Origin of the sequence: Halanaerobium saccharolyticum (genome assembly GCF_004362045.1) — a bacterium.
GTDB lineage: Bacteria > Bacillota > Halanaerobiia > Halanaerobiales > Halanaerobiaceae > Halanaerobium > Halanaerobium saccharolyticum_C.
Map to the genome: position 1 here is coordinate 71,301 of NZ_SNWX01000004.1, position 22,820 is coordinate 94,120.

At 29.4% G+C, this 22,820-nt stretch carries 23 protein-coding genes and 1 pseudogene; 22 read left to right on the forward strand and 2 right to left on the reverse strand.

The window, feature by feature from the left end; genetic code table 11:
- Window positions 1-28: 28 nt before the first annotated feature.
- From DFR79_RS04020 to DFR79_RS04095, 16 genes are all read left to right on the forward strand, one after another.
- Window positions 29-547, forward strand: a complete 519-nt coding sequence (locus tag DFR79_RS04020) for a hypothetical protein (RefSeq protein ID WP_166637963.1) — start codon at window positions 29-31, stop codon at window positions 545-547.
- A 178-nt stretch (window positions 548-725) separates the two neighbouring features.
- The gene (locus tag DFR79_RS04025) at window positions 726-1,736 is read left to right on the forward strand and encodes a DUF6765 family protein (protein ID WP_133514225.1); all 1,011 of its coding nucleotides are present in this window, start codon (window positions 726-728) and stop codon (window positions 1,734-1,736) included.
- Between the two features lie 510 nt (window positions 1,737-2,246).
- Window positions 2,247-4,307 carry a hypothetical protein gene (locus DFR79_RS04030; protein WP_133514226.1) on the forward strand — a complete coding sequence of 687 codons (2,061 nt, stop codon included), beginning with the start codon at window positions 2,247-2,249 and terminating at the stop codon, window positions 4,305-4,307.
- 121 nt (window positions 4,308-4,428) lie between these two features.
- Window positions 4,429-5,859 carry a hypothetical protein gene (locus DFR79_RS04035; RefSeq protein WP_133514227.1) on the forward strand — a complete coding sequence of 477 codons (1,431 nt, stop codon included), beginning with the start codon at window positions 4,429-4,431 and terminating at the stop codon, window positions 5,857-5,859.
- Entirely contained in the window at window positions 5,852-7,096 is a 1,245-nt protein-coding gene (locus DFR79_RS04040) for an SIR2 family protein (protein ID WP_133514228.1), read from the forward strand. The genes DFR79_RS04035 and DFR79_RS04040 overlap by 8 nt, the downstream gene beginning before the upstream one ends.
- Window positions 7,089-7,688, forward strand: a complete 600-nt coding sequence (locus DFR79_RS04045; protein WP_133514229.1) for a hypothetical protein — start codon at window positions 7,089-7,091, stop codon at window positions 7,686-7,688. The genes DFR79_RS04040 and DFR79_RS04045 overlap by 8 nt, the downstream gene beginning before the upstream one ends.
- On the forward strand, window positions 7,681-8,127 hold the full coding sequence (locus tag DFR79_RS04050) for a hypothetical protein (RefSeq protein WP_133514230.1): 447 nt from the start codon (window positions 7,681-7,683) through the stop codon (window positions 8,125-8,127). The genes DFR79_RS04045 and DFR79_RS04050 overlap by 8 nt, the downstream gene beginning before the upstream one ends.
- Window positions 8,128-8,147: 20 nt before the next feature.
- On the forward strand, window positions 8,148-8,435 hold the full coding sequence (locus DFR79_RS04055) for a hypothetical protein (RefSeq protein ID WP_133514231.1): 288 nt from the start codon (window positions 8,148-8,150) through the stop codon (window positions 8,433-8,435).
- Between the two features lie 41 nt (window positions 8,436-8,476).
- Window positions 8,477-8,689, forward strand: a complete 213-nt coding sequence (locus DFR79_RS04060) for a hypothetical protein (protein WP_133514232.1) — start codon at window positions 8,477-8,479, stop codon at window positions 8,687-8,689.
- 160 nt (window positions 8,690-8,849) lie between these two features.
- The gene (locus tag DFR79_RS04065; RefSeq protein WP_133514233.1) at window positions 8,850-9,857 is read left to right on the forward strand and encodes a type II TA system antitoxin MqsA family protein; all 1,008 of its coding nucleotides are present in this window, start codon (window positions 8,850-8,852) and stop codon (window positions 9,855-9,857) included.
- Between the two features lie 50 nt (window positions 9,858-9,907).
- Window positions 9,908-10,984 (forward strand): DUF6765 family protein, encoded by a 1,077-nt coding sequence (locus tag DFR79_RS04070; RefSeq protein WP_133514234.1) that lies wholly within the window; start codon window positions 9,908-9,910, stop codon window positions 10,982-10,984.
- A 205-nt stretch (window positions 10,985-11,189) separates the two neighbouring features.
- Window positions 11,190-11,915, forward strand: a complete 726-nt coding sequence (locus tag DFR79_RS04075; RefSeq protein WP_133514235.1) for a DarT ssDNA thymidine ADP-ribosyltransferase family protein — start codon at window positions 11,190-11,192, stop codon at window positions 11,913-11,915.
- 218 nt (window positions 11,916-12,133) lie between these two features.
- Entirely contained in the window at window positions 12,134-12,829 is a 696-nt protein-coding gene (locus DFR79_RS04080) for a macro domain-containing protein (RefSeq protein ID WP_133514236.1), read from the forward strand.
- 164 nt (window positions 12,830-12,993) lie between these two features.
- Window positions 12,994-13,173, forward strand: a complete 180-nt coding sequence (locus DFR79_RS04085; RefSeq protein WP_133514237.1) for a hypothetical protein — start codon at window positions 12,994-12,996, stop codon at window positions 13,171-13,173.
- Between the two features lie 263 nt (window positions 13,174-13,436).
- Window positions 13,437-14,012 (forward strand): sugar transferase, encoded by a 576-nt coding sequence (locus tag DFR79_RS04090; protein WP_279512861.1) that lies wholly within the window; start codon window positions 13,437-13,439, stop codon window positions 14,010-14,012.
- The gene (locus DFR79_RS04095; RefSeq protein ID WP_133514239.1) at window positions 14,002-14,217 is read left to right on the forward strand and encodes a hypothetical protein; all 216 of its coding nucleotides are present in this window, start codon (window positions 14,002-14,004) and stop codon (window positions 14,215-14,217) included. The genes DFR79_RS04090 and DFR79_RS04095 overlap by 11 nt, the downstream gene beginning before the upstream one ends.
- A 70-nt stretch (window positions 14,218-14,287) precedes the next feature.
- Here the strand turns inward: DFR79_RS04095 and DFR79_RS16470 are convergent.
- Window positions 14,288-14,434: pseudogene (locus DFR79_RS16470) on the reverse strand (helix-turn-helix domain-containing protein); the annotation flags it as partial.
- 70 nt (window positions 14,435-14,504) lie between these two features.
- A complete protein-coding gene (locus DFR79_RS04105) occupies window positions 14,505-14,852 on the reverse strand; it encodes a helix-turn-helix domain-containing protein (RefSeq protein ID WP_166637964.1) in 348 nt (115 codons plus the stop codon).
- Between the two features lie 552 nt (window positions 14,853-15,404).
- On the opposite strand from DFR79_RS04105, the gene DFR79_RS04110 reads away from it, so the two are divergent.
- From DFR79_RS04110 to DFR79_RS04135, 6 genes are all read left to right on the forward strand, one after another.
- Window positions 15,405-16,760, forward strand: a complete 1,356-nt coding sequence (locus DFR79_RS04110; protein WP_133514241.1) for an ABC transporter substrate-binding protein — start codon at window positions 15,405-15,407, stop codon at window positions 16,758-16,760.
- A 78-nt stretch (window positions 16,761-16,838) separates the two neighbouring features.
- Window positions 16,839-17,723: a carbohydrate ABC transporter permease gene (locus DFR79_RS04115; RefSeq protein WP_133514242.1), complete on the forward strand. Its 885-nt coding sequence runs from the start codon at window positions 16,839-16,841 to the stop codon at window positions 17,721-17,723.
- A 55-nt stretch (window positions 17,724-17,778) separates the two neighbouring features.
- A complete protein-coding gene (locus DFR79_RS04120; protein ID WP_133514243.1) occupies window positions 17,779-18,612 on the forward strand; it encodes a carbohydrate ABC transporter permease in 834 nt (277 codons plus the stop codon).
- A 24-nt stretch (window positions 18,613-18,636) separates the two neighbouring features.
- Window positions 18,637-20,112 carry an alpha-N-arabinofuranosidase gene (locus tag DFR79_RS04125; protein WP_133514244.1) on the forward strand — a complete coding sequence of 492 codons (1,476 nt, stop codon included), beginning with the start codon at window positions 18,637-18,639 and terminating at the stop codon, window positions 20,110-20,112.
- 448 nt (window positions 20,113-20,560) lie between these two features.
- Complete coding sequence (locus tag DFR79_RS04130; protein ID WP_133514245.1) at window positions 20,561-21,814, forward strand: ABC transporter substrate-binding protein; 1,254 nt, start codon at window positions 20,561-20,563, stop codon at window positions 21,812-21,814.
- A 185-nt stretch (window positions 21,815-21,999) separates the two neighbouring features.
- Window positions 22,000-22,818, forward strand: coding sequence for a carbohydrate ABC transporter permease (locus DFR79_RS04135; RefSeq protein ID WP_347814024.1), 819 nt, complete (start codon window positions 22,000-22,002; stop codon window positions 22,816-22,818).
- Window positions 22,819-22,820: the final 2 nt, after the last annotated feature.

Here is a 22,820-nt window from a genome sequence, read left to right on the forward strand (position 1 = left end):
GGAAAAACTTAAACTGGCTGTGCGGGATGTGGTTGCAGATCTAAATGATCAGATTCTTAAGGAACAGGAGGAATTTATAAATAAGATTTTTAAGCGCATTTATCTTCATCCCTTTTTCAGGCAGATCAATTTAAAGACTACTGTCAGCCGTCAGGGAAGTAATTCTCTTTTGATTGAATGTAAAAACAAAAGTGGAAAAACAATTGTTAATCCAGCTTTTACTTTCAGTAAGGCTCAGGTTAATATAGTTGCAATTAGTATTTTTCTTTCTATGGCTTTAAGACAGCAGTGCACAAAATTAGATACTATTCTGCTTGATGATCCAATGCAGAGTATGGATGACTTAAATATTATTTCTTTTATTGATGTGCTGCGGAGCTGTTCGATGGAGGGGGGAGACTTAAATAAGCAGCTGGTGCTTTCGACTCATGATGATAAGTTTTATCGGCTGCTTTTGAAGAAGTTTCGTTTTCTTTCTGCTGTGGGCTATTATTTTGAGACTTATAATGAGGATGGGCCCGGGGTGAGGAGCTGGGGGATGGATTGATTATTTCTATGAATGTAAAAATTTGCATTTAACAAACACTTGTATTATAATTTAATTAGATTTGAGAATTATCTAAAAATTAAGTTATTTCAATTAGTAACTTTGTTCTCAGGAATTGGTTAATCCAAATGGTCATCTTACAATCAGACTCAATAATCTAATGAGGGAGTGTTAAATTATGGATATAGAGTTTCACTATTATGTTACTTACTTAACGGCTACAAGGGCAGGTTTTAAACCTAAAGATGCAAATGTTTTAGCTTATTCTTCTCAATATGTTGACAACAATGACATACTTTTTGAAATCAACAAAGGTTCAGATGAACTATATTATGAGAATTATATAAGCCAGACCTTAGATATTACAAAACCACAAAAAGATTTGCTGCGTATATATCCTTTCTTTCACTTTATTCCAGGAGAAGATAGTAATTATTCTGAGAAAATTAACGAAGATGAAATACCACCTTTAAACACTATTCCCGATAATGTAAATGCTAATAAAATGATAGATAAGGCTCTGACAGATAATAATTTATATGAAATAGGTATTGCCTGCCATGCATATTTAGATACCTGGTCCCATCAAAATTTTGTTGGAATGGAAAATGATTATAATGGATTGGACCATATTTTGCCTAATATAGGCCATGCTGATGCAGGTCATGATCCAGATATTCCTGATAAAGTCTGGGATGATACTCGTTTAAAAAATGCAACTGTCAATAATAAAGATCGTTTTCTAGTAGCAATAGGTCGACTATTCGAGAAGCTATTTAAACATAAAAATAGTGATGACAAATTATCTAAACTGTCTTCAGAAAAGCAAGAACTGATAGCTGATATAGATGAGGTAATTGAGGAAGGATCTGATAAGGAAGAAAGAATAGGTCTATATAAAGAACTTGCTTTAAAAGATGAATATGGTGGCCAAAAAATTGAAGATTATAATGAATATTACTGGTTCAATGAGGCAATTAAAGAAGACTATCCAGAAAAGTATGATTTTGAATACAAAGTGAAAGTTAATTTAAATCACTTATTTTTTAAAGATTATACATGGGATGATCCTGATAATTACCATGATACCCACTGGTTTAAGTTTCAGGAAGCTGTAAAATTTCATCAGGACAGAATGGAAGGAATATTAAGTTCAAATCTTGAGTTTGTAAGTACAGAAAAGTGGTAATTAGTCGATAATCTTAATTTTTTAATTAATGAAAGCTTCTGGGGCTTTCTAAGCCTCAGGGGTATTTCATATAATATAGTAATTTAATCAGATTAGAAAATTTGATAAAGATTTAAAAGCAAAATTAGTGATTTTTTAACCTTCAATTAGCAAAGGATGAAATAAATGCAGCAGTATAGATCACAAATTAATCTTTTTATAATTTCAATTATAGTTTCTATTTTATTATTTTTTCTACTACCGCTAAATATTTGGCTTTATTCAGGCATGTTTTTATTAATCTGGTTTGCTTTAATTTTAAATTTTAAACTTTATAAAAATATTGAACTTTTTTGTTCCAGCCTAATAATTAGTTTTGGAAATCTTATTGTACTAACGACTTATTTGATTTCTCAACAGCAATTAACTTATACTAATAAGTTTTTATTGTTTTTTGATTTTCTTCTTTTATTTTTTATCTTCTCTATTCTTTATTTTAGGTTTGAAAAAGTAAATTTTAATGCTCAGACTTTGAAAAGAGAGGTATTATATCCCCAGAGAAAAGAAGACTTAAAACGTCTAATTTACTATTTAGAGAAATTTAATATTATAGGTATTAATGCTCCGTGGGGAGAAGGAAAAAGCTTTCTTTTTGATAAATTAAAAGAAAAGCACGAGAATAAGTATGAAATAATTGAGGTTGATATTTTAGCTTGTAATTTTGATGAACTTAGAATCACTTTGATTAAAGAGCTAGAAAATTTAATGTATAAAAACAAAGTTATCTCAAAGTATTCGAGCCGACTTAAAAAGTTAATGAGTAGTTCGAGTAATAATTTAATTCAATTCTTAAAGGCTCTCCTGTTTTCAGATGTGGATTCATTTGCTTCTACTATTCATGGATTGAAGAAAGATCTTAAAAAACTAGATAAAAATATAATTATAAATTTTGAGGATATTGATAGAATTAATAACCGAGAAACAATAATAAAAATTTTTTCACTTTCAGAAAAACTTGCTGCTGATAATATCAAAATCATTTTTCAAGTTAATGAAAAAGTATTAATTGAGGAAAAAGAATTTAAAGCAATCTATTTAGAAAAATACCTGCAGCATAAAATCAATCTGACTAAAATCAATTTTTTTGATATTATCGATAATCTTTATGAAAGTGGTAATTATAATAAAGAATTAGTTTTTAAGGAAGATTTTAAATTTTTAAGAACTAGAATGAAAAATATTAGTTTTATTGATTTTTTTGATGATTTTAGTTTGAATGGTGAATTATCAATTGAATTTAATAATTTAAATATAAGAAAGATGAAGATATTTTTAAATGAGATCTTTGCAGCAGTAGAAGATGAGACTCTTGAAGTAGATAAAAGAACGACTATTGCTTTTTTCTTTTTAAAACATTTTTATAGTAATAAATTTCGAGAACTTAATTTTAAAGATAATTTAAATAATACATTTACTTTTAAAGTGAATAATGAAGATTTTACTCTTGGGGAATTAATTGTTAAAAGACAGATGGAAGAAATAACTCAAGATAATTTTGAAAAGATATTCCAAAAAGAAAACAATAGGGTTAACCTCATTATCTTTAAGCTTTTTGATTATGACTTTGGACATATAAATGTAAAAGTCAATGAAATGATTTCCAATATGGATGCTTCACAAAAAGAAATAAAGAATTTCGATTTTGAACATAAAAATCTCAAAAAAAATAGAATGATTAATAAACTATATGCTAATGGTAGATCCCAGTTTACAAATTATGAGAAAGCTGTGGAAATATTTATAGATGAAGTATTAAGTAAAAGAGATAATAAAGAACAGGAAAAAGGTAAAAAAATGTTTAATAATATTTTATTTCAAAATAATTTGATTGATAATAGAAGTATTTTCAAACTTGGTACAAATGATCAAGCAGAATTATTTAAAGCTTTTAATGTGGCAGAAAATGTTGCTGAAAATGAAAAAGTAAAGTTGATTGACTTTTATTTTTCTCAAAAGCCGGATAATATTATAAGTGAGTATTTAATTAGCACTCTTAATTATGTTCAACTCCGGTCAAGAAAAGAATATTTAGCTATTTTAAAACATTTTAATGACTTAAAAATAGAAGGTAATTTAAATAGGATTGATTCATTTAGTACATTTTTCAGAAAATATCTATCAGCAATAAGTGAACTGGGATTTTTAGAAACATCTGATTATTTTATGCTGCATACTAATAAAAGTTTAACTAAACAATTTAACATGAAAAAGCCTGTGAAACAAGAACTTAATAAAATAAAAAATAATTTGATTAATATGAAGAATAATTTAAAAAATAGTCAGGATTTTGATGTAGTTGTTAATGACTACAAAATTATTATTAATTTTGTTAATAAATTAGTAGAATTAATTAGCTGCAATGAAATTTACAAAGAAAAAAAATATGATAATCCGAAAAAACCTGAATATCTTGAGCAAAATGAGTTTTATAGATTAAAGAAAATTGACTCTAGAGAAAAGCGGGCAGAAGAGTCAAAAAATAGTTATAAAAAAGGGAAGATTACTGCAATGGAGTTGAATAAACTAATGTAAGCATGGGATTATAAATTTAGTTGACTAAATTATAAAAAGTTTTATAAAAGCGATAAAACAAAACTTGATTTTTACATTTTTTTACAGTATAATAAATTTAACCAATATTGGAGGTGTTTAAATGTCCTATCATATTTTGCGTTATGGTACCAATGCTGATAAAAAGTTTATAGATCAAAATAATAAGTATTATGATTTGTTAGCTATTAATGGTAATATGCTTGCTTATACACCGGGAGCACTGGCAGGTTTTATCAGAAAAAATTTATTAAATGAATCAGGCAAAGGTTTTTTTATTGATCCTATTACACATAGTTTTCAACACAGCCTGGATAAAATAAAATCCTACAGTAAAAAAGAAAAGAAACAAACACTAAAAAAATCTATTGAAAATTTAATTGATTATTATGGTGAACCCTTAATAACACATATAAAAACTCCAGAAAATTCAGAAAAAGAAGATGAAAAAGGCAGACCTGTACGAGCAAAAGATTTTAATGATCATAAAGAAAGCTTTTGTGAAAATGTCATTGATTTTCAGTTAACTGAAATAAAGAAGAAAAATAAGGAAAAAGGATTTTTAAAGTACCTCGATGCAGATGATCAGAGATTAAATGATTTTGAACCTGATTTTATAACCCCTCCTTATTTTTATTTAAATGAAATGAGTTATGAAGAATGGCTGGAATTAAACATCGAATTTGCTGAAATAGCTGTGGAAAAATATCCGAAGAGAGATATTTTCGTTCAACTTGTAGTTTCTGATGATATATTTATATCCCAGAAAATGCGCGATGAGATTATTGAAAAATATTCTACTCTTGATGTGAAAGGGGTTTTACTCTGGATAGACGATTTTAATGAGCACCAGGCTTCTAAAAGTAAATTAGAAGTTTATTTCAATTTTATAAAAGAATTGAGCCAAAATAATCTTGAAATAATTAATTTATATGGCAGCTTTTTCTCAATAATGCTAACCGCGTTTGAAGATGAATTAAGTTTTTCTTTAGCGGGTGTTGGACACGGTATGGAATATGGGGAACATAGAGCAGTAGTTCCTGTTGGTGGTGGTATTCCTTCTTCTAGATATTATTTTTATCCACTGCATAGACGTTTAAGGTTTCAAACCGCTTCAGAATACATTAAAAGTCACATTATAGATAAAGCTCAAAGTCCTAAGAAGGAAGATATTGCAGATTTATATTTTACTGAGATCTGTGATTGTTCTAAATGTAAGCAGATAATAGGGAAGGATATTGATAACTTCTTTGAATTTGAAAGTACTGAAGTTTATGAATATGAAGTTAAAGGGGTTAAAAGACAGCGCAGTTATGCTGATCAGGAAACAAAAGAAAATTGTTTAATTCATTATCTTGAATCTAAAGTAGAAGAATTTAAAGAAGTTGAGGAACTGGATCTAAAAAATTTATTAACTATAATTGATAATAATTATGAAACTTTTTTAGAATATGGACATCAGGATCAGGAAGAACTAAATTATTTAATTAAATGGAAAACAGTGTTAGAAAGTGGAATGAATTTAGATGACTAAAAAAATATTTATTTTAGGGGCTGGAGCATCCAGGCCAGCAGGTATTCCGATTCAATCAAATATGATTAATGAGATATTTTCATTAAATGAAGATCAACTTCAAGAAAAGAATAAAGAAGATTTAAGTTTTATTGATTCTAAAAATGATCTTTTCTCCCAATTTGCATTGTTTAATAAAAGCAGAAAAATCTTTGCCCGATTTTTAATTAAAAATTTTGGTGATATGGATCTTAAAGAAAAAATATTAAAGATAAATGAAAATAGTGAGCAGGAAAACAGTAATTTAGAAAAAATATGGAATCAAATATTTGATCAACTGATAGAAATTAATATTTCATTAGAGAATATATTTACTATTATTGATAAGGCAATTGGAGAAAACAGTTTTTTTCAAAATTACAGCATCAATGATCTCAAAAAAGTACAGCTTGCTCTTGATAAATGTCTGATCTATATTTTATCTTATTATACCCCATCTGAGAATCATTTGTATGAACAAATTTCTGAATATTTTGCAAGTGAAGCCGATTCCGGAAATCAGCCTGTAATAATTTCTTTAAACTGGGATACAATTATAGATAATTTCTTATTTAATAAGACTTTTTCCGATGATATTATTGTAGATTACTGTACAGACTGTTATAATATTGATACAGGAAAAGTAATAAATAGAAAAAGTGAAAATAAGATTAAATTGTTAAAATTACACGGGTCAATTAACTGGTTAATTTGTAGGAACTGTTTTAAATTATACGCTCAACATGATCAGATTCTAGCTTTATCAACTTTAATGGATAAAACTGATCAGAATAACTGCCATTTTTGCAGTGAATTGGAGCGCGCAAATGAACTTGAGAGTTCTATAATAACACCAACTTATATTAAAAATTTTGAAAACTTACATTATAGGAGAATCTGGCGAGATGCATTTAATGAGTTAGCAAAAGCTGATGAAGTAATTTTTATTGGTTATTCTTTTCCCGAAGCGGATTATGAATTGAGATATTTATTAAAAAAAGCTATAAAAAAGCAAACAAAGATAAAAGTGATTTTATATAAGACTGATAATCCTGAGTATTATAGTGATAAGATTAATAATCAAGATCTAGAATTTGTAAGGGGTAGACTTCAACTTCCAGAAAAAAGATACAGCTCTTTTTTTAATAAAAATAATTTGAGGTTTAACTATAAGGGCATAAAAGATTTTTTCCAAAAGGGGGAAGCGAAAAATGACTGAAAAATTAACTGGTAAAGATATTTTGCTCCTTTTGTTATATTTACCTGGTAAAACAGATAAGAAAAATGAGCCGATAATTGGTAGAACTAGATTAACTAAAATGATCTATATTTTTAATAAAGAACTGAAAAACAACTTTGATCATCTTGACGAATCTACTCTTCCTGATTTTTTTGCCTATGATTATGGACCATTTTCTAAAGATTTATTAGATGACATACACTTTTTTGTTAATATTGATTTTGTAATTGAAAAAGTAGAGAAACTTCAGCAAACTACTGCTGATTATGAGGAGTCTAAGTATGACTACAATGAAGAAATGGGCTTTGGCAGTGTGGAATCTATGGAAAATGATCCTCCCAACTTATATTCTTATAGACTTGCAGAAAAGGGTATTAAATATGTTGAAGAAAATATTTTAGCAAATATAACAGAGCAGCAGAAAAAATATTTAATAAAGTTTAAAAGGAAAATTAATACACTATCTCTGGATTCTATTTTAAGTTATGTATATAATAAATATCCTAATGCAGCAGAAAACTCGCTGATTAGATCTGATTATATAGCAGAAGCAGGTGCTAAAAATGACTGAATATGAAATTGTAGAAGATTGTTATACTAAATTATTGAATATGGATAATATTAAGGAAGTACATTTAGAAATACCTTATATGTCAAAGGTTATTGATATGGTAATAATTGAAAATAACAGTAGGATAATAACTATAGAGTTTAAGCTTCAAAACTGGAGAAAGGCTTTAAATCAGGCTAAAGTTCACAAATATGGAGCAGATGAGGCTTATATCTGTATGCCGGAGCCGAAACAGGGATTTAAAGAAGAATTTATAGAGTTGTTAAAAAAGAAGGGGATTGGACTTTTTAAATATGATTCAAAACAACAAATTCCTTTTGAAAAAATTGTAGATGCCAGAGAAGAAGCTAATAGATGGCAGCCGCGGATTGATCTGCTTAAAGAAATGATTGCGAAAGTTAAACTGGCTGCTCAGGAAAATGAAATGGCAGCTGTATGAAATTAAGGAGAGGATTAATTATGCGTACTTTTAAAGAAAGAATTAAAGATATAGAAGAACACTTTGATAATTTAACTATAGAGGAATTTGAAAAGAATATGTATAATGCCGGAGCTTATAAAATTAAAGCTGCTGAAGAATCTGGCTTTAGACTTTCTTCATCTGAGGAAATTACTCTGGAAACAGATTTGGATTCTTTCAAAATTGAAGATAAAAATTATGATGCTTCTAATACTCCGGATATATCTTCGCTTATTATTCCACCTTTAAATATTAATAAATTATTAGATGAAAACAAAAATGAATAACATTAATTATGATATCTGGGTAAGAAAAGGGAGGGTTGATGATGGATAGTTTAAAAGAATTAAAGCAAAATGAAAATTTGGTTATTAATTCAAACAATTTAGAAGAGGAAATTGATGCATATTTTGATAATGTATCTAAAGAAGAATTAATAAAGGATTTGAGTGAAGCTGGGATTGAAATGCAGGTTGGACCTGTTCAAATGCCACCAATGAATATAAATCACTTTTTTGATGAGGAAAAAGAGGACAATTAAATATTATTTAGATTGTTACTTCTACTGGAAATTATAACTCTGGTGGGAGTTTTTTTATATGCAAAAATAAAAATGTATTAATTAATACATTTAATTGACAGTAATGTATTATTAGTGTATCATTAAAGTATAATAATTGATCATAAGAAAGGATGATCATATGTCAGATTATCAACCGCAGAAAACTTTTTGTCCTGAGTGCCGAAAGGAAGTTGAGTATCAAATTGAAGATTCAGTAGAAAAAAAAGAAGTACGCGGTCTGGAGTTTGAATATACCGCTGAAAGAGCTTATTGTAATGAGTGTGGAGCTGAAATTTTTATTCCTGAACTTCATGACCAGAATCTGCAGAAGATAGATAATGCTTATAGAGAAAAAGCAGGTATTATTAAAGTTCCTGAAATTAAAGAGATAGTAGAACAGTATAATACAGGTAAAAGACCATTATCATTACTTTTAGGTTGGGGAGAGACTACATTAACCCGATATTTGGATGGGGATATACCTTCCAAAAGTTATTCTGAGACTTTAAAAAAAGTAAAAGATGATTATGGTTATATGAGACAGTTAGCAGAAGAAAATAAAGATAAGGTTTCAGATAAAGCTTTTAAGGGTCTAATAGAAGCTATAAAAGATTTGCAGAATAATGAGCTGAAGACAGAAAAAAAGATCGATAGTGTAATTAAATATCTACTTAAAGAATTAGGTGAAGTAACACCTTTAGCACTGCAGAAGTTACTTTATTATAGTCAGGGGTTTTATAAAACATTTTATGATGAGTTTTTATTTGATAATGATTGTGAAGCCTGGGTACATGGCCCGGTTTATAAAGAAATTTATTTTAAATATAGAGATTATGGCTATAACCCTATAGAAGATAAAAGCATTAAATTTGAAAATATTAATCTAACAGAAGCAGAAGAAGAACTTTTAGATAGTGTTATTGATAATTTTGGCTGTTATAGTGCTAAAACACTTGAAAAAATGACCCACTCTGAAAGACCATGGAGATTAACCAGAAAGAATTTAAAGCCGGAAGAAAAAAGTAATGAGATAATAAGAAAAAATCTTATAGAAGATTATTTTAGGGATGTTAATAATAAGTATCAGATGTTGAATGTGGAAGACATAAATGATTATAGTGAAGAATTATTTGTTAAAATAAAATAGTCAGGATAATTAATTTATTTTGAGAAATTTTAAAAAGGGTGTGAGCTAAAGTGCAGAAGGATTTTCATTACGCGGCAATTTATGTTTTATCTCGTTTGGCTGGTATGAAGAGTGAATATGCAGAAAAAGTAGCTTATTCTTCTCAACAGGTTGATGACGCTGTCTATGATCATGCTTTAAAGTTTGAGGATGGGGATATTTTTCATCAAACTCAAACTGCTCATAAGGAACTGAGTTTTATTAAAAGTTCAGATGTTAATGAATCTTTTAATGTTTGGATCCCTTTTCACTTTCTTCCGGCAGCTGAAAGTGATGATGTTCGATTAATGACAAAGCCGGAATCTACAACTGTTAATCTTTTGAAAGAGGATATTATGAAATCAGGTAATAAAAATAATATTTTATATAGATTAGGAATTTTTCTCCATCTTTACGCTGACACTTACAGTCATCAGGACTTTAAAGGTTTTTATGATAGATATAATTTGGTAGAATTATTAGATGGGGTTGAACATCTTTCAATAAAAGATAAATTTAAAAAATTAGCAACAGAAATAATTCCTGGTGTTTTACCTATAGGTCATGCCCTTTCAATAAAAAATCCTGATATTCCCTATGCCAGTTGGAAATATAGCAGAAACTCGCAGATGGTGGAAGTTAATAACCTGGAAAAGCGTTTTCTTCCTGCTGCTAAAAATATTTTTATTTTCTTAAGAAAATTCTTATTGGAAAATGATGAATTTGGTTCGGTAGTTGAGGATGAAAATTTAGAGTTTCGTTTATCAGAGATTAAAGAAACTTTAAAATTTAGAGGAACATTGGAAGAAAGATATAAGAACTGGTTAAGTAAAATTCATAATAATTATTTTAAATTTGAGGATTTTGATAGTATCGATGAAAATTTGAATTATAATGACCGTGAGTGGTTTAAAGAGGCTGTAGAAGTAAAAAAATGTCCAAAAATATCTATAGAAGGATTAAAGCAAAGAGCGTATAATTATAATAAATTTTATAAAAAAGATAATTTTGATAATGCTGACTGGACTTTATACATGAAAGCAGCTGCAGAGCATAAGTATAAAGTGATACATGAGATTTTACCGCAGGCTGGGTTAAATGTAGGATAACCTCTGCTGTAACTAGATTATTGTAATAGTCAAATAGTATTTTATATGTTAGCAATTACTCTCGCTGGATTTTAAGTTTCTGGCGGGAGTTTATGTATAGAGTAATTTGATATTTAGACTCCATTAGAATATAATATTTAACTTTATTTCCAAATTATTCTATGATATACTTTAAGTAGAATAAAAATTATAAGGAGATGGGGTTATGTATAAAGATGATTATAAAAAATTAAAGGCTTTTATTAATCAACTTAAGGTTAAATATAACTTTAAAGGCTTATATCATTTTACTGATTTCAAAAATTTAAATAGCATTATTGAAACAGGTTGTTTAAAAAGTAGGGCTGAATGTCAAAATAGTGAGATTGATTTTTTAGATGCAGCCAATGAGGATGTTATTGAACATACTAAAAGAGATATAAAAAAATGTGTAAGGTTTTATTATAAAGAAAAAACCCCAACTTTATATAAAAATGAAGGAATTAAAGTGGATAATGTGAAACCGCATATTCCCCTGCCAGTCTATTTATTATTTGATTATGAGTTAATATTATTAGAAAACACAGTATTTGCGAGTTGTAATGCAGCATCCGCTTATGTCAATTTTGGAAAAAATTTTGAGTTTTTTAAGACAATGGACTGGGATAAAATTTTTCATCGAGGATCATTGCATATCGAAGATACCCCATTAAAAAGAGAAATTATTAGTAAACGGCATGCTGAATTATTAGGACTACAGGATATTTCACTAAATTATTTAAATAAAATATTTTTTAGAAGCAAGGCAGATTACAAAAGAGCAATTAACTTATTTGGGGAAAATGATAAATTAGAGGTTGACGCCAGCTTATTTAACTGCAATAATAACTATATAGAAGATTATAAATTAGAAATTTATAACAGACTCAGAAAACAATTGATATTAACTTAGAATTTAACAGAAGAAATTATAAAGATTATACTCATAGAATTATAATTAAAGATTTAGAACCTGGCAACATAGTTTATGATAAAAAGATTAATTTTACGAATGGAACTGATTTAAAACGTCATGGTAAAATCAAAAATTTACCTAATGAACAATTAAGATTTGAATATTATATGAATGACATATTAAGTGTAGAGGAGACTATTTAGGATGGTGAGATTATGATAAATTACTATGAAGGAACAGTGTTTAATACTCCTGCTAAAACTATAGTTAATACAGTAAATTGTGTTGGAGTAATGGGTGCAGGTATAGCCCTGGAATTTAAACTTAGATTTCCTGAAATGTATAAAGACTATAAAGATAAATGCAATAAGAATTTAGTTCGAATAGGTAGACCCTATATTTACAGTCATAGTGATGATTTGTGGATACTAAATTTTCCAACAAAGAAACACTGGAGAAATAAGTCAGAAATAGAATGGATTGAAGCAGGTCTTAAATATTTTAGTAAAAACCATTCTAAAGTAGAAATGAAATCAGTTGCTTTTCCAAAATTGGGTACAAATAATGGAGGCTTAGACTGGGAAGCAGTTAAGGATCTAATGGAAAAATATTTATCTAATCTGGATCTTGATATTTATATATGTTTAAATGAGAAAAATGAAGCAGAGGGTACAGAAAAGAAAATGCTTGATCTTGTTAATAAAGCTGACCGTGAACATTTAATTAAAGAGGTTGGTATTAATGCAAAACAGGCGAAAATAATAGTGGATAAGCAACCTGTTCAGAGGTTTTGGCAGATAAATAATTTTAATGGGATAGGAAAAAAATCTTACGAAAAGTTATTTAGATACTATTATCAATTAGTTAAAGGCCAAAAAAGAGAATTAGTTCAAATGGCTTTAGAAATGTAATTTTAATTTTTTTATAATATAATGTATGTTAGGTCACGCGTCGTGACCATAGAGACTAAGTAATGCTTAGATTCGTGTTGGAGGGCTTATTAGTCCTCCGTTTTTTGTTTAGATTAATTTGATAAAAATTTATTATATAGAGTGAAACTGAGGAGATGAAATTTATGCCTACTAGTTCTTTTGAAAAAGATAGGTTTATAGTGACAGATCAAGATATGATAAGAAAAATAAATAAAGAGCTTTCTCGCGAAAAAAGTTGGGAAGAATTAAATAAAAAAAGAGATGATTTTGATAAAACTATGGAGGAATTGAAAAGAGGTAAAGAATTATTAAAACAACTATAATTCATTTAAATAATTTATAGAAGGCAAAAGCAACCAACCAAGCTAATTAAAAAATGAAATAAGATTAACCAATTACTCTCACCTGAATAATATGATTCTGGTGGGATTTTTTTGTAATAATTAAAATTATATTCTGTAATATTTATAACATCAATAAATTGGTTTTTTTGTCGATTGTTTGAAAGCCCTGCAATTATAAAGTATAATTAAGTTGATAAATATTTTCAGGATAATAACTATCTATTATGGCAGGAGGACTATCATTGTTTTTTAAAAGATTACTTGATATTATATTTTCATTAATTTTAACAGTTTTATTAGCACCAATTTTACTTTTAATTGCTTTACTGATCAGACTGGAGTCCAAAGGAAGTCCCATATTTGCTCAAAAACGGGTCGGGCAGCACAGCAAACCCTTTACTATCTATAAGTTTAGAACAATGCGAATTGACACCCCAGATGTGCCTACAAACGAATTTAACGACAGGGATAAGTATATAACTAGGATGGGGAAGTTTCTTCGGGTGACCAGTCTTGATGAACTACCACAGCTTTTTAATATTCTAAAAGGTGATATGAGCTTTGTCGGCCCAAGGCCACCACTTTTTTCTCAGGAGGAGCTGGTAGCTAATCGTAAAGAGCATGGAGTCGATAAATTTAAACCAGGAATTACCGGCTGGGCTCAGATTAATGGTCGGGATGATATAGATGACAAGCAGAAATTTGAATATGATCTCTATTATAAGCGAAATCATTCACTGCTGCTGGACTTTAAAATAGTGCTGATAACCTTTTTGCAGGTAATTAAACAGGAAGGATTAATTGAGAATGGTGATTAGAATATTTAAGTGTGCAGAGGAGCAGGGAGAGAAAAAGGGAGAAAGAAAATTATTTAAGACATTGGTTAAAGGTAATTTTGAAGGTTTTGATGATAAAATCATGGAATTAATTGATCAGGCAGAAACAAATAAAATAGAAGAGTTAAGTGAAAAAATTTTTAAGATTAAAGATTTAAAGGAATTAGAAGAAGAATTAAAACAGTAAATAGTTGAATATAAAAGAGTTCTGTATAATTTTACTCCTGGAGTTATTTGAATAGCTGCCAGGAGTATTTTTATTTACTTGTCCTTTTCTTTTCATAAACAAGAATATCTCCTACCTGACAGTCAAAAAATTCACATAGAACTTCCAGTGTCTCAGCAGAAAATCTTGTTACTTTTTGATTATAGCAATTAGATATAGTATTTTTGTCTAAACCTGTTTTGTTGCTGAGTTAGATCATTGTCCTGATATCATTTTCAGCCATCATAAGGGCAAGTTTATTTTTTCCGTTACTTCTCTGATTCAATAAATTTAATTAATCTTCTATAAAAACTAATATTATTTGAATCCATTTTTTTCATTTCATTAAAAAAAGTTTTAAGTTCTTGATTATTTAAAATTTCTTTAGAAATTTTAGTTTCGCTAATTATGTAGTTATCATAATCATGAGCAAGTAAAGAGTCAATACTGCAGTCTAAAGCATCGGAAATTTTCTTTAACACCTTATAAGAAGGTTCCTGATCTTTACTTTCATACCCCGCAATAGTTGAACGTTTAATTCCCACAATTTCCGCCAATTCTTTTTGCGTGAAGCCTTTGTTTTTCCGAGCTTTTTTTAAATTTTTACCAAAAGTCATAGAGAAATACCTCCATATTTGTCGAATAAACATAATTAATAAAAAATCATAAAAAATACTTGACAATGACTTGATACACCACTATAATTAAATAGAAATGTGATATAAAGAAACAATATACTAGAATAAAAATAGACAGAACTATCCCTGGGTTCTTCTAAAAAGAAAAGGAGGGATTGAATTAATTAAATCAGGGTAACAGACTTCAGTGGGCACTGATCTGTTAAAATAATTACTTAATAATTATACCACAATGGAAGTATCATGTAAATTTGTGGAATTGATTTTTAACTTCAAAAGACAGAATATTGTTAACAGTTTATTTAGTCTTTATGCTTCCAGATGAAATTTCTTGTGAATTAAAATTCAAAAAATATCATAAGCTTCATCTGGGGCCGTGGGCCGGGAACTTTAGTTTTCCCGACCCTATTTTTTTATCTTAAAAGCATAAAATAAGCATTAATTTTGATTAAAATAATACTGATTCTATATTTAAGAATGTAAATGAAGGAGAAAACAATTGTTTTTAACAGACAATAGAGGAGGTTAATAATGGAATTTAAAAGAGGGGCTTTGATTTTTATCTTTTTAATTTTTTCGGCAGTTTTCTTTACGGGAATTGTTGGAGCAGAATCATGGGCAGATGGTGGTTATTATGGCCCAGATATTTCTGGAAAAACAGTAACAGTTTTGACTTTGGATGGTGAATTGTCAGATGGTGTGAAAGCCCAAATCCCCGAATTTGAAGCTCGTACTGGTGCAGTTGTTGAGTTAGTACCGACTCCTGCTGCGACATTTAATCAAGAATTATTTACAAATTTGGCAGCTGGTTCAGCGGCGTATGATGTAATAATTTTTCATGCTGATTTTTCAACTACTCTAATGAGATCTGGTTGGTTAGAACCATTAAATAAATATATTAATGATCCTGATATTGCTGATCCAAATCTTAATATTGATGACTTTTTAGAACCTCCTTTCAATATTTATAAAGATGATGAAGGAGATATATATGCTTTACCTTATAAAGGGGATGCATATATTTATTTTTATCGTAAGGATTTAATTAATGATCCAGATGAGAAAGAAAAGTTCAAAGAAGAATATGGTTATGAACTACAACCTGCGGAGACATGGCAGCAATATATGGATATAGCAGAGTTTTTTCAGCGACCTGAAGAAAACTTATATGGATCAGTTTATACAGCTGAAAAAGGTTCATTCTTAGTATTTTATTTAGCTATGAGAATGTATGCCCAAGATACTAAGTTTTTTGATGAAAATATGCAGCCTCAATTGACCACTCCTGAAGCAGTTAAAGCAGCTGAGGCACTTAAATGGGAAATGGAAAACTCTACACCTCCAAATATTACAGATGTTACATTTGATCAAATGAATTCAATGTTTGCAGAAGGTGAAATAGCACAAATAATTCAATGGCCAGGAGTAGCAAAGGTTATAAATAATGAAGAAACCTCTAACGTTATTGATAAAGTTGGAACAGCAAATCTTCCATCATGGACTGAAGATGGTCCTAGTGGAGACATCATGGGAGGATGGTTTGCTCATGTATCAAATCATTCCCAAAATAAAGTGGCCGCTTATAAATTCATAGAATGGGCAACTAGTGGTACTGGGGAAAAAATTAAGATTCCAGCCGGTAATGACCCAGTTAGAAAATCTACTTTAAATGAACTAAGAAATGAAAGACCTATGTATGATGCCTTGAAAAATGTCCTTCTGAATGCTAATACGTTACCTAAATTTCCAGAATGGAATGAATTTCAACAGGTTCTAATTAATCAATTACATTCATATATTACTGGCTCTAAAACTGTTAATGAAGCTTTAGAGTCTACTCAAAATCAATGGGAAACAAAGCTTGAAGATTATGGTTATATAGAATAATGAATATTAATAGTATCCTATAAGATGGATCCATCTTATAGGATACTAAATAACTTCTATCTGTAGGAAGTGATTTTATTGTTAGAAAAAATAAAAAAATCAAAGATGATTTATATTATTCCAGCCTTTTTATTACTTGGATTAGTTTTAGTTTTTCCAATTATTTATAGTATTAATATTAGTTTCAAGAATTATGTTATGACTCTCCCGTTCCGCGAAGTAGTGTATGTTGGTCTAGATAATTATATTGATGTACTTACTGATCCCAGATTTTATAACTCACTAAAAGTAACTCTTATAATAACTTTTGGTTCATTAACTTTACAGCTTATTTTCGGACTATCATTAGCAATTGCATTAAATAATAAATTAATGGAAGAAAACAAACTTTTGAAATCTCAAACAATAAGAGGGGTTTTATTTATACCAAGTATGTTAATGGGAGTTATTATTGGTCTAATGTGGCAGCTAGGTTTAAATCCAACTTATGGTATATTTAACGAGTGGCTTTCTTATTTATTTGGAACCCAGAGCTACTTTAGTAGTTCAACTCTTGCTATCCCAACAATTGTATTTATAGAATTTTGGCGTGGTACCCCGATGGTTATGTTAATTCTTGCTGCCGGTTTAAAAGGAATACCGATGACTCCATATGAAGCTGCAGATGTAGATGGAGCAACTAGTTGGCAAAAATTTGTTTATATTACTTTACCACTATTAAAACCTGTTTTAGTAATTACAATTATTTTAAGGACTATGGATGTTTTAAGAATCTTTGATTTTATTTTTATTACCACCAGTGGAGGTCCTGGTAATTTAACTGAAGTTTTAAGTATTTATGCTTATAATACATCTTTTGTAAGCATGAGAATTAGCCAGGGAGCTGCTATATCATGGGTAATAACTTTAATTATTTTAATTTTCAGCTTTATTTATTTTAAATATCTTTATAAAAGAGAATAGGAAAAAGTAAAAAAAGGAGTTTTTTTATTTAGATAATTTTAAGGAGGAGGTATATTTGAAGAAAAAAAGGTTTGATAAAGATGTTTTTAGATATATTTTTATAGTCATTGCTATAGCCTTATTTACGGGGCCTATTTTATGGATTTTACTGTCTTCATTTAAGTCTCCAAATGAAATATTGAATTCAGATCCAAGTTTTTTTCCAAGAAACATTTCTTTTGAGAATTATTCAGCTTTATTTGAAGATCATTCTTTTATAAGATTTTTTATTAACAGTATAATTGTTACAGTCATATCTACTTTTTTGGGAGTTTTATTTGGAACTTTAGCAGCTTATAGCTTTGCAAGGACTAATACTACCATGAGCAATTTGTTATTTGTTACAGTAATGTCTTTTAGAATGCTCCCGGCTATAGTATTAGTTATTCCTTTGTTTTTATTAATGAAAAATTTAGGTTTGCTCAATACTTACCTTGGTTTAATACTGGCCTATACAACTTTTACTTTACCTTTTGCAATTTTTTTAATGACAGGATTTATCCAGCAAATACCAAGAGAATTAGAAGAGTCAGCTTTAATTGATGGTTGTTCTAGATTACAGGCTATTTTAAAAGTGGTTTTTCCCTTAGCGGCTCCAGGTATTGCAACAACAACTATATTTTCATTTTTAGTAGCCTGGAATGATTATTTATTTGCTGTTACCCTTACAAGTACTACAAAGGTTAGAACTTTAGCAGTTGGGATAGCAGGATTTAATACGGCAAGAAATGTTAGTATTGGCCCAATGTTTGCTGCTTTAGTATTAGGGGTAATTCCACTTTTGATAGTGACATTGTTTGCTCAAAAACATTTGATTAAAGGTTTAACTTTAGGTGCTCTTAAAGGATAAAAAAATATATCAGGAGGTCAGAAAATGATAAAAATTAAATTAGACATTGATAATCAAATTGGTAAAGTTGATAAGAATATTTTTGGTAGTTTTTTAGAACACATAAGAGATGCTGTATATGGTGGGGTCTATAATACAGATAGCAATAAAACTGATGCTGATAATTTTAGAACTGATGTAATTGAAGCGGTTAATGATTTATCGATCTCCAATGTTAGATGGCCCGGTGGGAATTTTGTTTCTGGTTATCACTGGTACGATGGAATTGGACCAAAAGAGAACAGACCCCAAAAGAAAGAATTAGCCTGGAATGATATTGAAAGTAATCAATTTGGTACAGATGAATTTATGAAGTGGTGTGAGAAAGCAGATGTAGAACCTCATATTTGTGTTAATATGGGGAATGGAACTATGGAAGAGGCACAAAATTGGGTAGAATATTGTAATAGTAATGATGATAGCTATTATGCTGCTTTAAGAAATAAATATGGTAGAAATGAACCCTATAATGTAAAGTATTGGGGATTAGGTAATGAGATTTGGGGTGAATGGCAGATCGGTCATAAAAGCGCTGAAGATTATACTAAGGAAGCTGTAGAATATGCTAAAGTTATGAAAAGAGTGGATCCTAGTATAGAACTTATTGCCTGTGGTGCAGGATTTGACTGGAATATAACTGTTTTAGATAAGTTGATTAAAGATGTTGATTACTTATCGATTCATATGTATGTTGGTAATGAAAAGTATGCAATTGGTGATCATCAGGGAGTTATAAAAAATGAAGTAAATGATTATTATAATTATATGAGTACGGGAGAATTAATCGAAAAAAATATTCAAGCAGCAAAATCTCAAATAAAGGCTGTCGGTAATAAGTACAGATTATCCCAGGATGAATTACCTAAGCTATGTATAGACGAATGGGCTGCTCTGCATTGGTGGGGAGACGAAGAAGGATATCAAAACTATGAAGATGCTTTAGTTACTGCCATGTTTTTCAATTCATTTATAAATAATGCAGACTTTGTTAAAATGGCAAATAATCTCTCATTATTTATAAATGTTCAGACAATATTTACTAAAGAAAACGATATCTTATTACAGACTGTATATTATCCAATGCAGCTTTATGCAAATTATAGAGGAAATAAAGCAGTTCAATTAAATATTGTAGATGTAGATAATTATAAACATGACGGCAGAGAAATTCCATATTTAAATTGTTCTGCAACAGTAGATGAAGAAGAGAAGAAAATTTATTTGAATGTAGTAAACTTAAATTTAGAAAAGAGTTATTCAGTTCAAATAATAAATCAGAATCTAGAAATAAATAAGGAAGTAATTGTAAGAGAAATTTTAGCTGATGATGTTAAAGCTGAAAATACATTTGATAATAAAAACAGAGTAACTCTAGAACAAAGAGTAATGACAATAAGTAGCAATAATTTTGAATTTAATTTTGCCCCACATTCAATTACCAGTTTAGAAATTAAATATTAAGTTTGAATTCTGATTCCCGATATTTAATAAAAATGTCGGGAATTTTTCTTTATTAGAACAAAATTATTTAACTGAGTTAATCTTGAAATTTATTTAAGTAACTAAAACTACTTTCACCGGGGGTTTTATAATTCTGGTGGGAGTTTTTTATGCTTTATAGTTTGAAACTGTAATTTGTCACACAATTTATCAGCCCTTAATTAGAAAGATTACTGATTAAGTGAAAAAGATAATTTTATATAAAACCATAAATACACAATATTACATAAAAAAACTTATAATAATATGTTTTTTTCATAATAATACAAAAAATACTTGACAATAAAAAATAATATTATATAATACATGTATGGCAGGCAATATTCTGATTATTATAAAAAGAGAAAATATTAACGCTAATATAATTTTGTCTGCTAAATACAATTATAATCATTTGGAGGTTGAAGTTATGTTAAGTATTAAAAAAGGGATGGTTGTTTTAGTTGTTCTGGCTGTTTTGTTTAGTATGTCGGGAACAGGTTTTGCTCAAGATGTATCTTTAGAATTTCAGCAGTGGTGGGGAGTAGAGTTACCTGAGGGAGAACTTAGAGATATAGTCGATGGATATACTGAAGAGACAGGTATTGAAATTGAATTATTAAGTAATCCTTATGCAGATACCAAAGATCAAATTTCGGCAGGTGCAGCAACTGGAACAATGGCAGATGTTGTTGGTCTTGATGGTTCCTGGGTTTATGATTTTGCTGTCCAGGGTTCAATTGCAAACCTAAGTAAACTAATGGAAGCAGATGGTTATGATGACAGTCAACTTTCAGATCAAATTAGAGTGAATGGTAGTACTTATATGATTCCGGTTGCAAACTTTGCCTATCCAATGTTTGTTAACATGGATCTTTTGAAAGAAGCAGGAGTTACAGAGTTACCTAAAACTAGATCCGAATTTATTGAAGCTGCGGAGGCTGTAACTGAAAACACTGATGCTTATGGATGGATCATTCCTTTATCAACTTCTACTCCAAGTGGAATTCAGAATAACTTTATGGGTTGGTTATGGGCTTCTGGTGGAAGCATGTTAGAAAATGGAAGACCAAATCTTGTTGGTAATGAAAAATTAATTAAAACAGTTGAATTTCAGAAGACTTTATTTGATAAAGAGCTTGTTTCTCCAGGTGTTTATGCTATGACAGAATCAGATATGGTTGAAGAATTTGCTAATGGCCGAGTAGCATTTATGATTGACTCTTTAGCACATTTAACAACATTAAGAAGAGGAGATACAGATTTAAATATGGCCATGATGAAAGTGCCAACAATGGATAATTATAATGGAAAAAGTGGTATAGGTGTAGCTAACTGGGGTATAGGTGTTGCTTCAAACACAGAATATAAAGCTGAATCCATGGATTTTATTGAATATCTGATGAGTCCAGAAGTAAATGCTAGAATTGCAGTAGCTGCTAATGCTTTTCCTGGAAACGTTAATGCAGAACCAGAATATGAAGGTGCAGATCCATTGTTCTTAGATGCTTTCGAAATTTATAAAGATAGTTATGCTATTAATGAGTTTACCGGACTTCCAACATCTGAACAGTTGATGAGAGTTTTTGCTGAAAATCTCCAGTTATATCTTGAAGGAGATTATGATTCTGCAGATGAAATGTTAGCTGTTATTGAGGATGAATGGGAAAAAGCATTTGAATAATAATGTGATTGGATAATTAAAAGTTAATAATTGGGCTATATGAGGATTTAAACTCATATAGCTCAATAATTTATTGAGCTATGAAAGGAGAGTTAGGATTGAAGAAAATATTTAATTCTTTTAATAAAAATGGTCATAAAATAGAAAAAACTCCCTATCTTTATCTTTCTCCCACTTTGATTTTAATGGCTGTACTGCTTGTAATACCAATTTTTATGGTTCTCCGGTATTCTTTCTTTGATAATGTTATTATCAATAATAATCCTGTTTTTGTTGGATTTCAAAATTACATAAATGTCTTAACAGATGATAGGTTCCTTATTGCAGTAAAGAATACTTTATTTTTTGTTTCAGTTAGTGTTATAGCCCATTTAGTTATTGGTCTCTATTTTGCAATGCTGCTTAATACAGACTATCTAGGTGAAAAAACAAAGGGAATTTTTAGGGTTATATATGCTTTACCCTGGATGTTTACAGCTTCAGTTATAGCAATTTTATGGAAGATGATGTATAACCCCCATGGAATTATTAACTATTTATTACAGATTTCAAATCTTAGTTCTGCAAATATTGCCTGGCTGGGTTCCAGAAGCTATGCTTTAATGGCAGTTACACTTATTAATATTTGGGCTAGATATCCATTTTATATGATCAGTATTTTAGCTGGTTTACAGGGTATTTCTGGTGATTTATATGAAGCAGCAGCCATTGACGGCGCTACACCGGTAAAACGTTTTTTCTATATTACTCTGCCTCAACTTAAACCTATTTTAATAAGTTTATTAACTCTTGATTTTGTCTGGACAATTCAACAATTTGCATTAATCTGGCTTACAACTGGTGGGGGTCCAATTAGTGCCACAGAAACTTTAAGTACTTATATTTATAAACAGGCATTTAGTAAGTATCAATATTCTCAGGCTTCAGCAAGTGCAGGTATAGTACTACTTATCTGTACAATACTGGCAATATTTTATGCTAAACAGCAGAAAGCGAGGACATAATC

Bases quoted from the DNA above. Each gene is read 5' to 3' on its own strand.
- DFR79_RS04075 (WP_133514235.1), top strand. From the start codon at position 11,190: ATGTATAAAGATGATTATAAAAAATTAAAGGCTTTTATTAATCAACTT.
- DFR79_RS04040 (WP_133514228.1), top strand. From the start codon at position 5,852: ATGACTAAAAAAATATTTATTTTAGGGGCTGGAGCATCCAGGCCAGCA.
- DFR79_RS04025 (WP_133514225.1), top strand. From the start codon at position 726: ATGGATATAGAGTTTCACTATTATGTTACTTACTTAACGGCTACAAGG.
- DFR79_RS04045 (WP_133514229.1), top strand. From the start codon at position 7,089: ATGACTGAAAAATTAACTGGTAAAGATATTTTGCTCCTTTTGTTATAT.
- DFR79_RS04130 (WP_133514245.1), top strand. From the start codon at position 20,561: ATGTTAAGTATTAAAAAAGGGATGGTTGTTTTAGTTGTTCTGGCTGTT.
- DFR79_RS04065 (WP_133514233.1), top strand. From the start codon at position 8,850: ATGTCAGATTATCAACCGCAGAAAACTTTTTGTCCTGAGTGCCGAAAG.
- DFR79_RS04080 (WP_133514236.1), top strand. From the start codon at position 12,134: ATGATAAATTACTATGAAGGAACAGTGTTTAATACTCCTGCTAAAACT.
- DFR79_RS04105 (WP_166637964.1), bottom strand. From the start codon at position 14,852: ATGACTTTTGGTAAAAATTTAAAAAAAGCTCGGAAAAACAAAGGCTTC.
- DFR79_RS04050 (WP_133514230.1), top strand. From the start codon at position 7,681: ATGACTGAATATGAAATTGTAGAAGATTGTTATACTAAATTATTGAAT.
- DFR79_RS04035 (WP_133514227.1), top strand. From the start codon at position 4,429: ATGTCCTATCATATTTTGCGTTATGGTACCAATGCTGATAAAAAGTTT.
- DFR79_RS04135 (WP_347814024.1), top strand. From the start codon at position 22,000: ATGGCTGTACTGCTTGTAATACCAATTTTTATGGTTCTCCGGTATTCT.
- DFR79_RS04055 (WP_133514231.1), top strand. From the start codon at position 8,148: ATGCGTACTTTTAAAGAAAGAATTAAAGATATAGAAGAACACTTTGAT.
- DFR79_RS04125 (WP_133514244.1), top strand. From the start codon at position 18,637: ATGATAAAAATTAAATTAGACATTGATAATCAAATTGGTAAAGTTGAT.
- DFR79_RS04095 (WP_133514239.1), top strand. From the start codon at position 14,002: ATGGTGATTAGAATATTTAAGTGTGCAGAGGAGCAGGGAGAGAAAAAG.
- DFR79_RS04110 (WP_133514241.1), top strand. From the start codon at position 15,405: ATGGAATTTAAAAGAGGGGCTTTGATTTTTATCTTTTTAATTTTTTCG.
- DFR79_RS04085 (WP_133514237.1), top strand. From the start codon at position 12,994: ATGCCTACTAGTTCTTTTGAAAAAGATAGGTTTATAGTGACAGATCAA.
- DFR79_RS04060 (WP_133514232.1), top strand. From the start codon at position 8,477: ATGGATAGTTTAAAAGAATTAAAGCAAAATGAAAATTTGGTTATTAAT.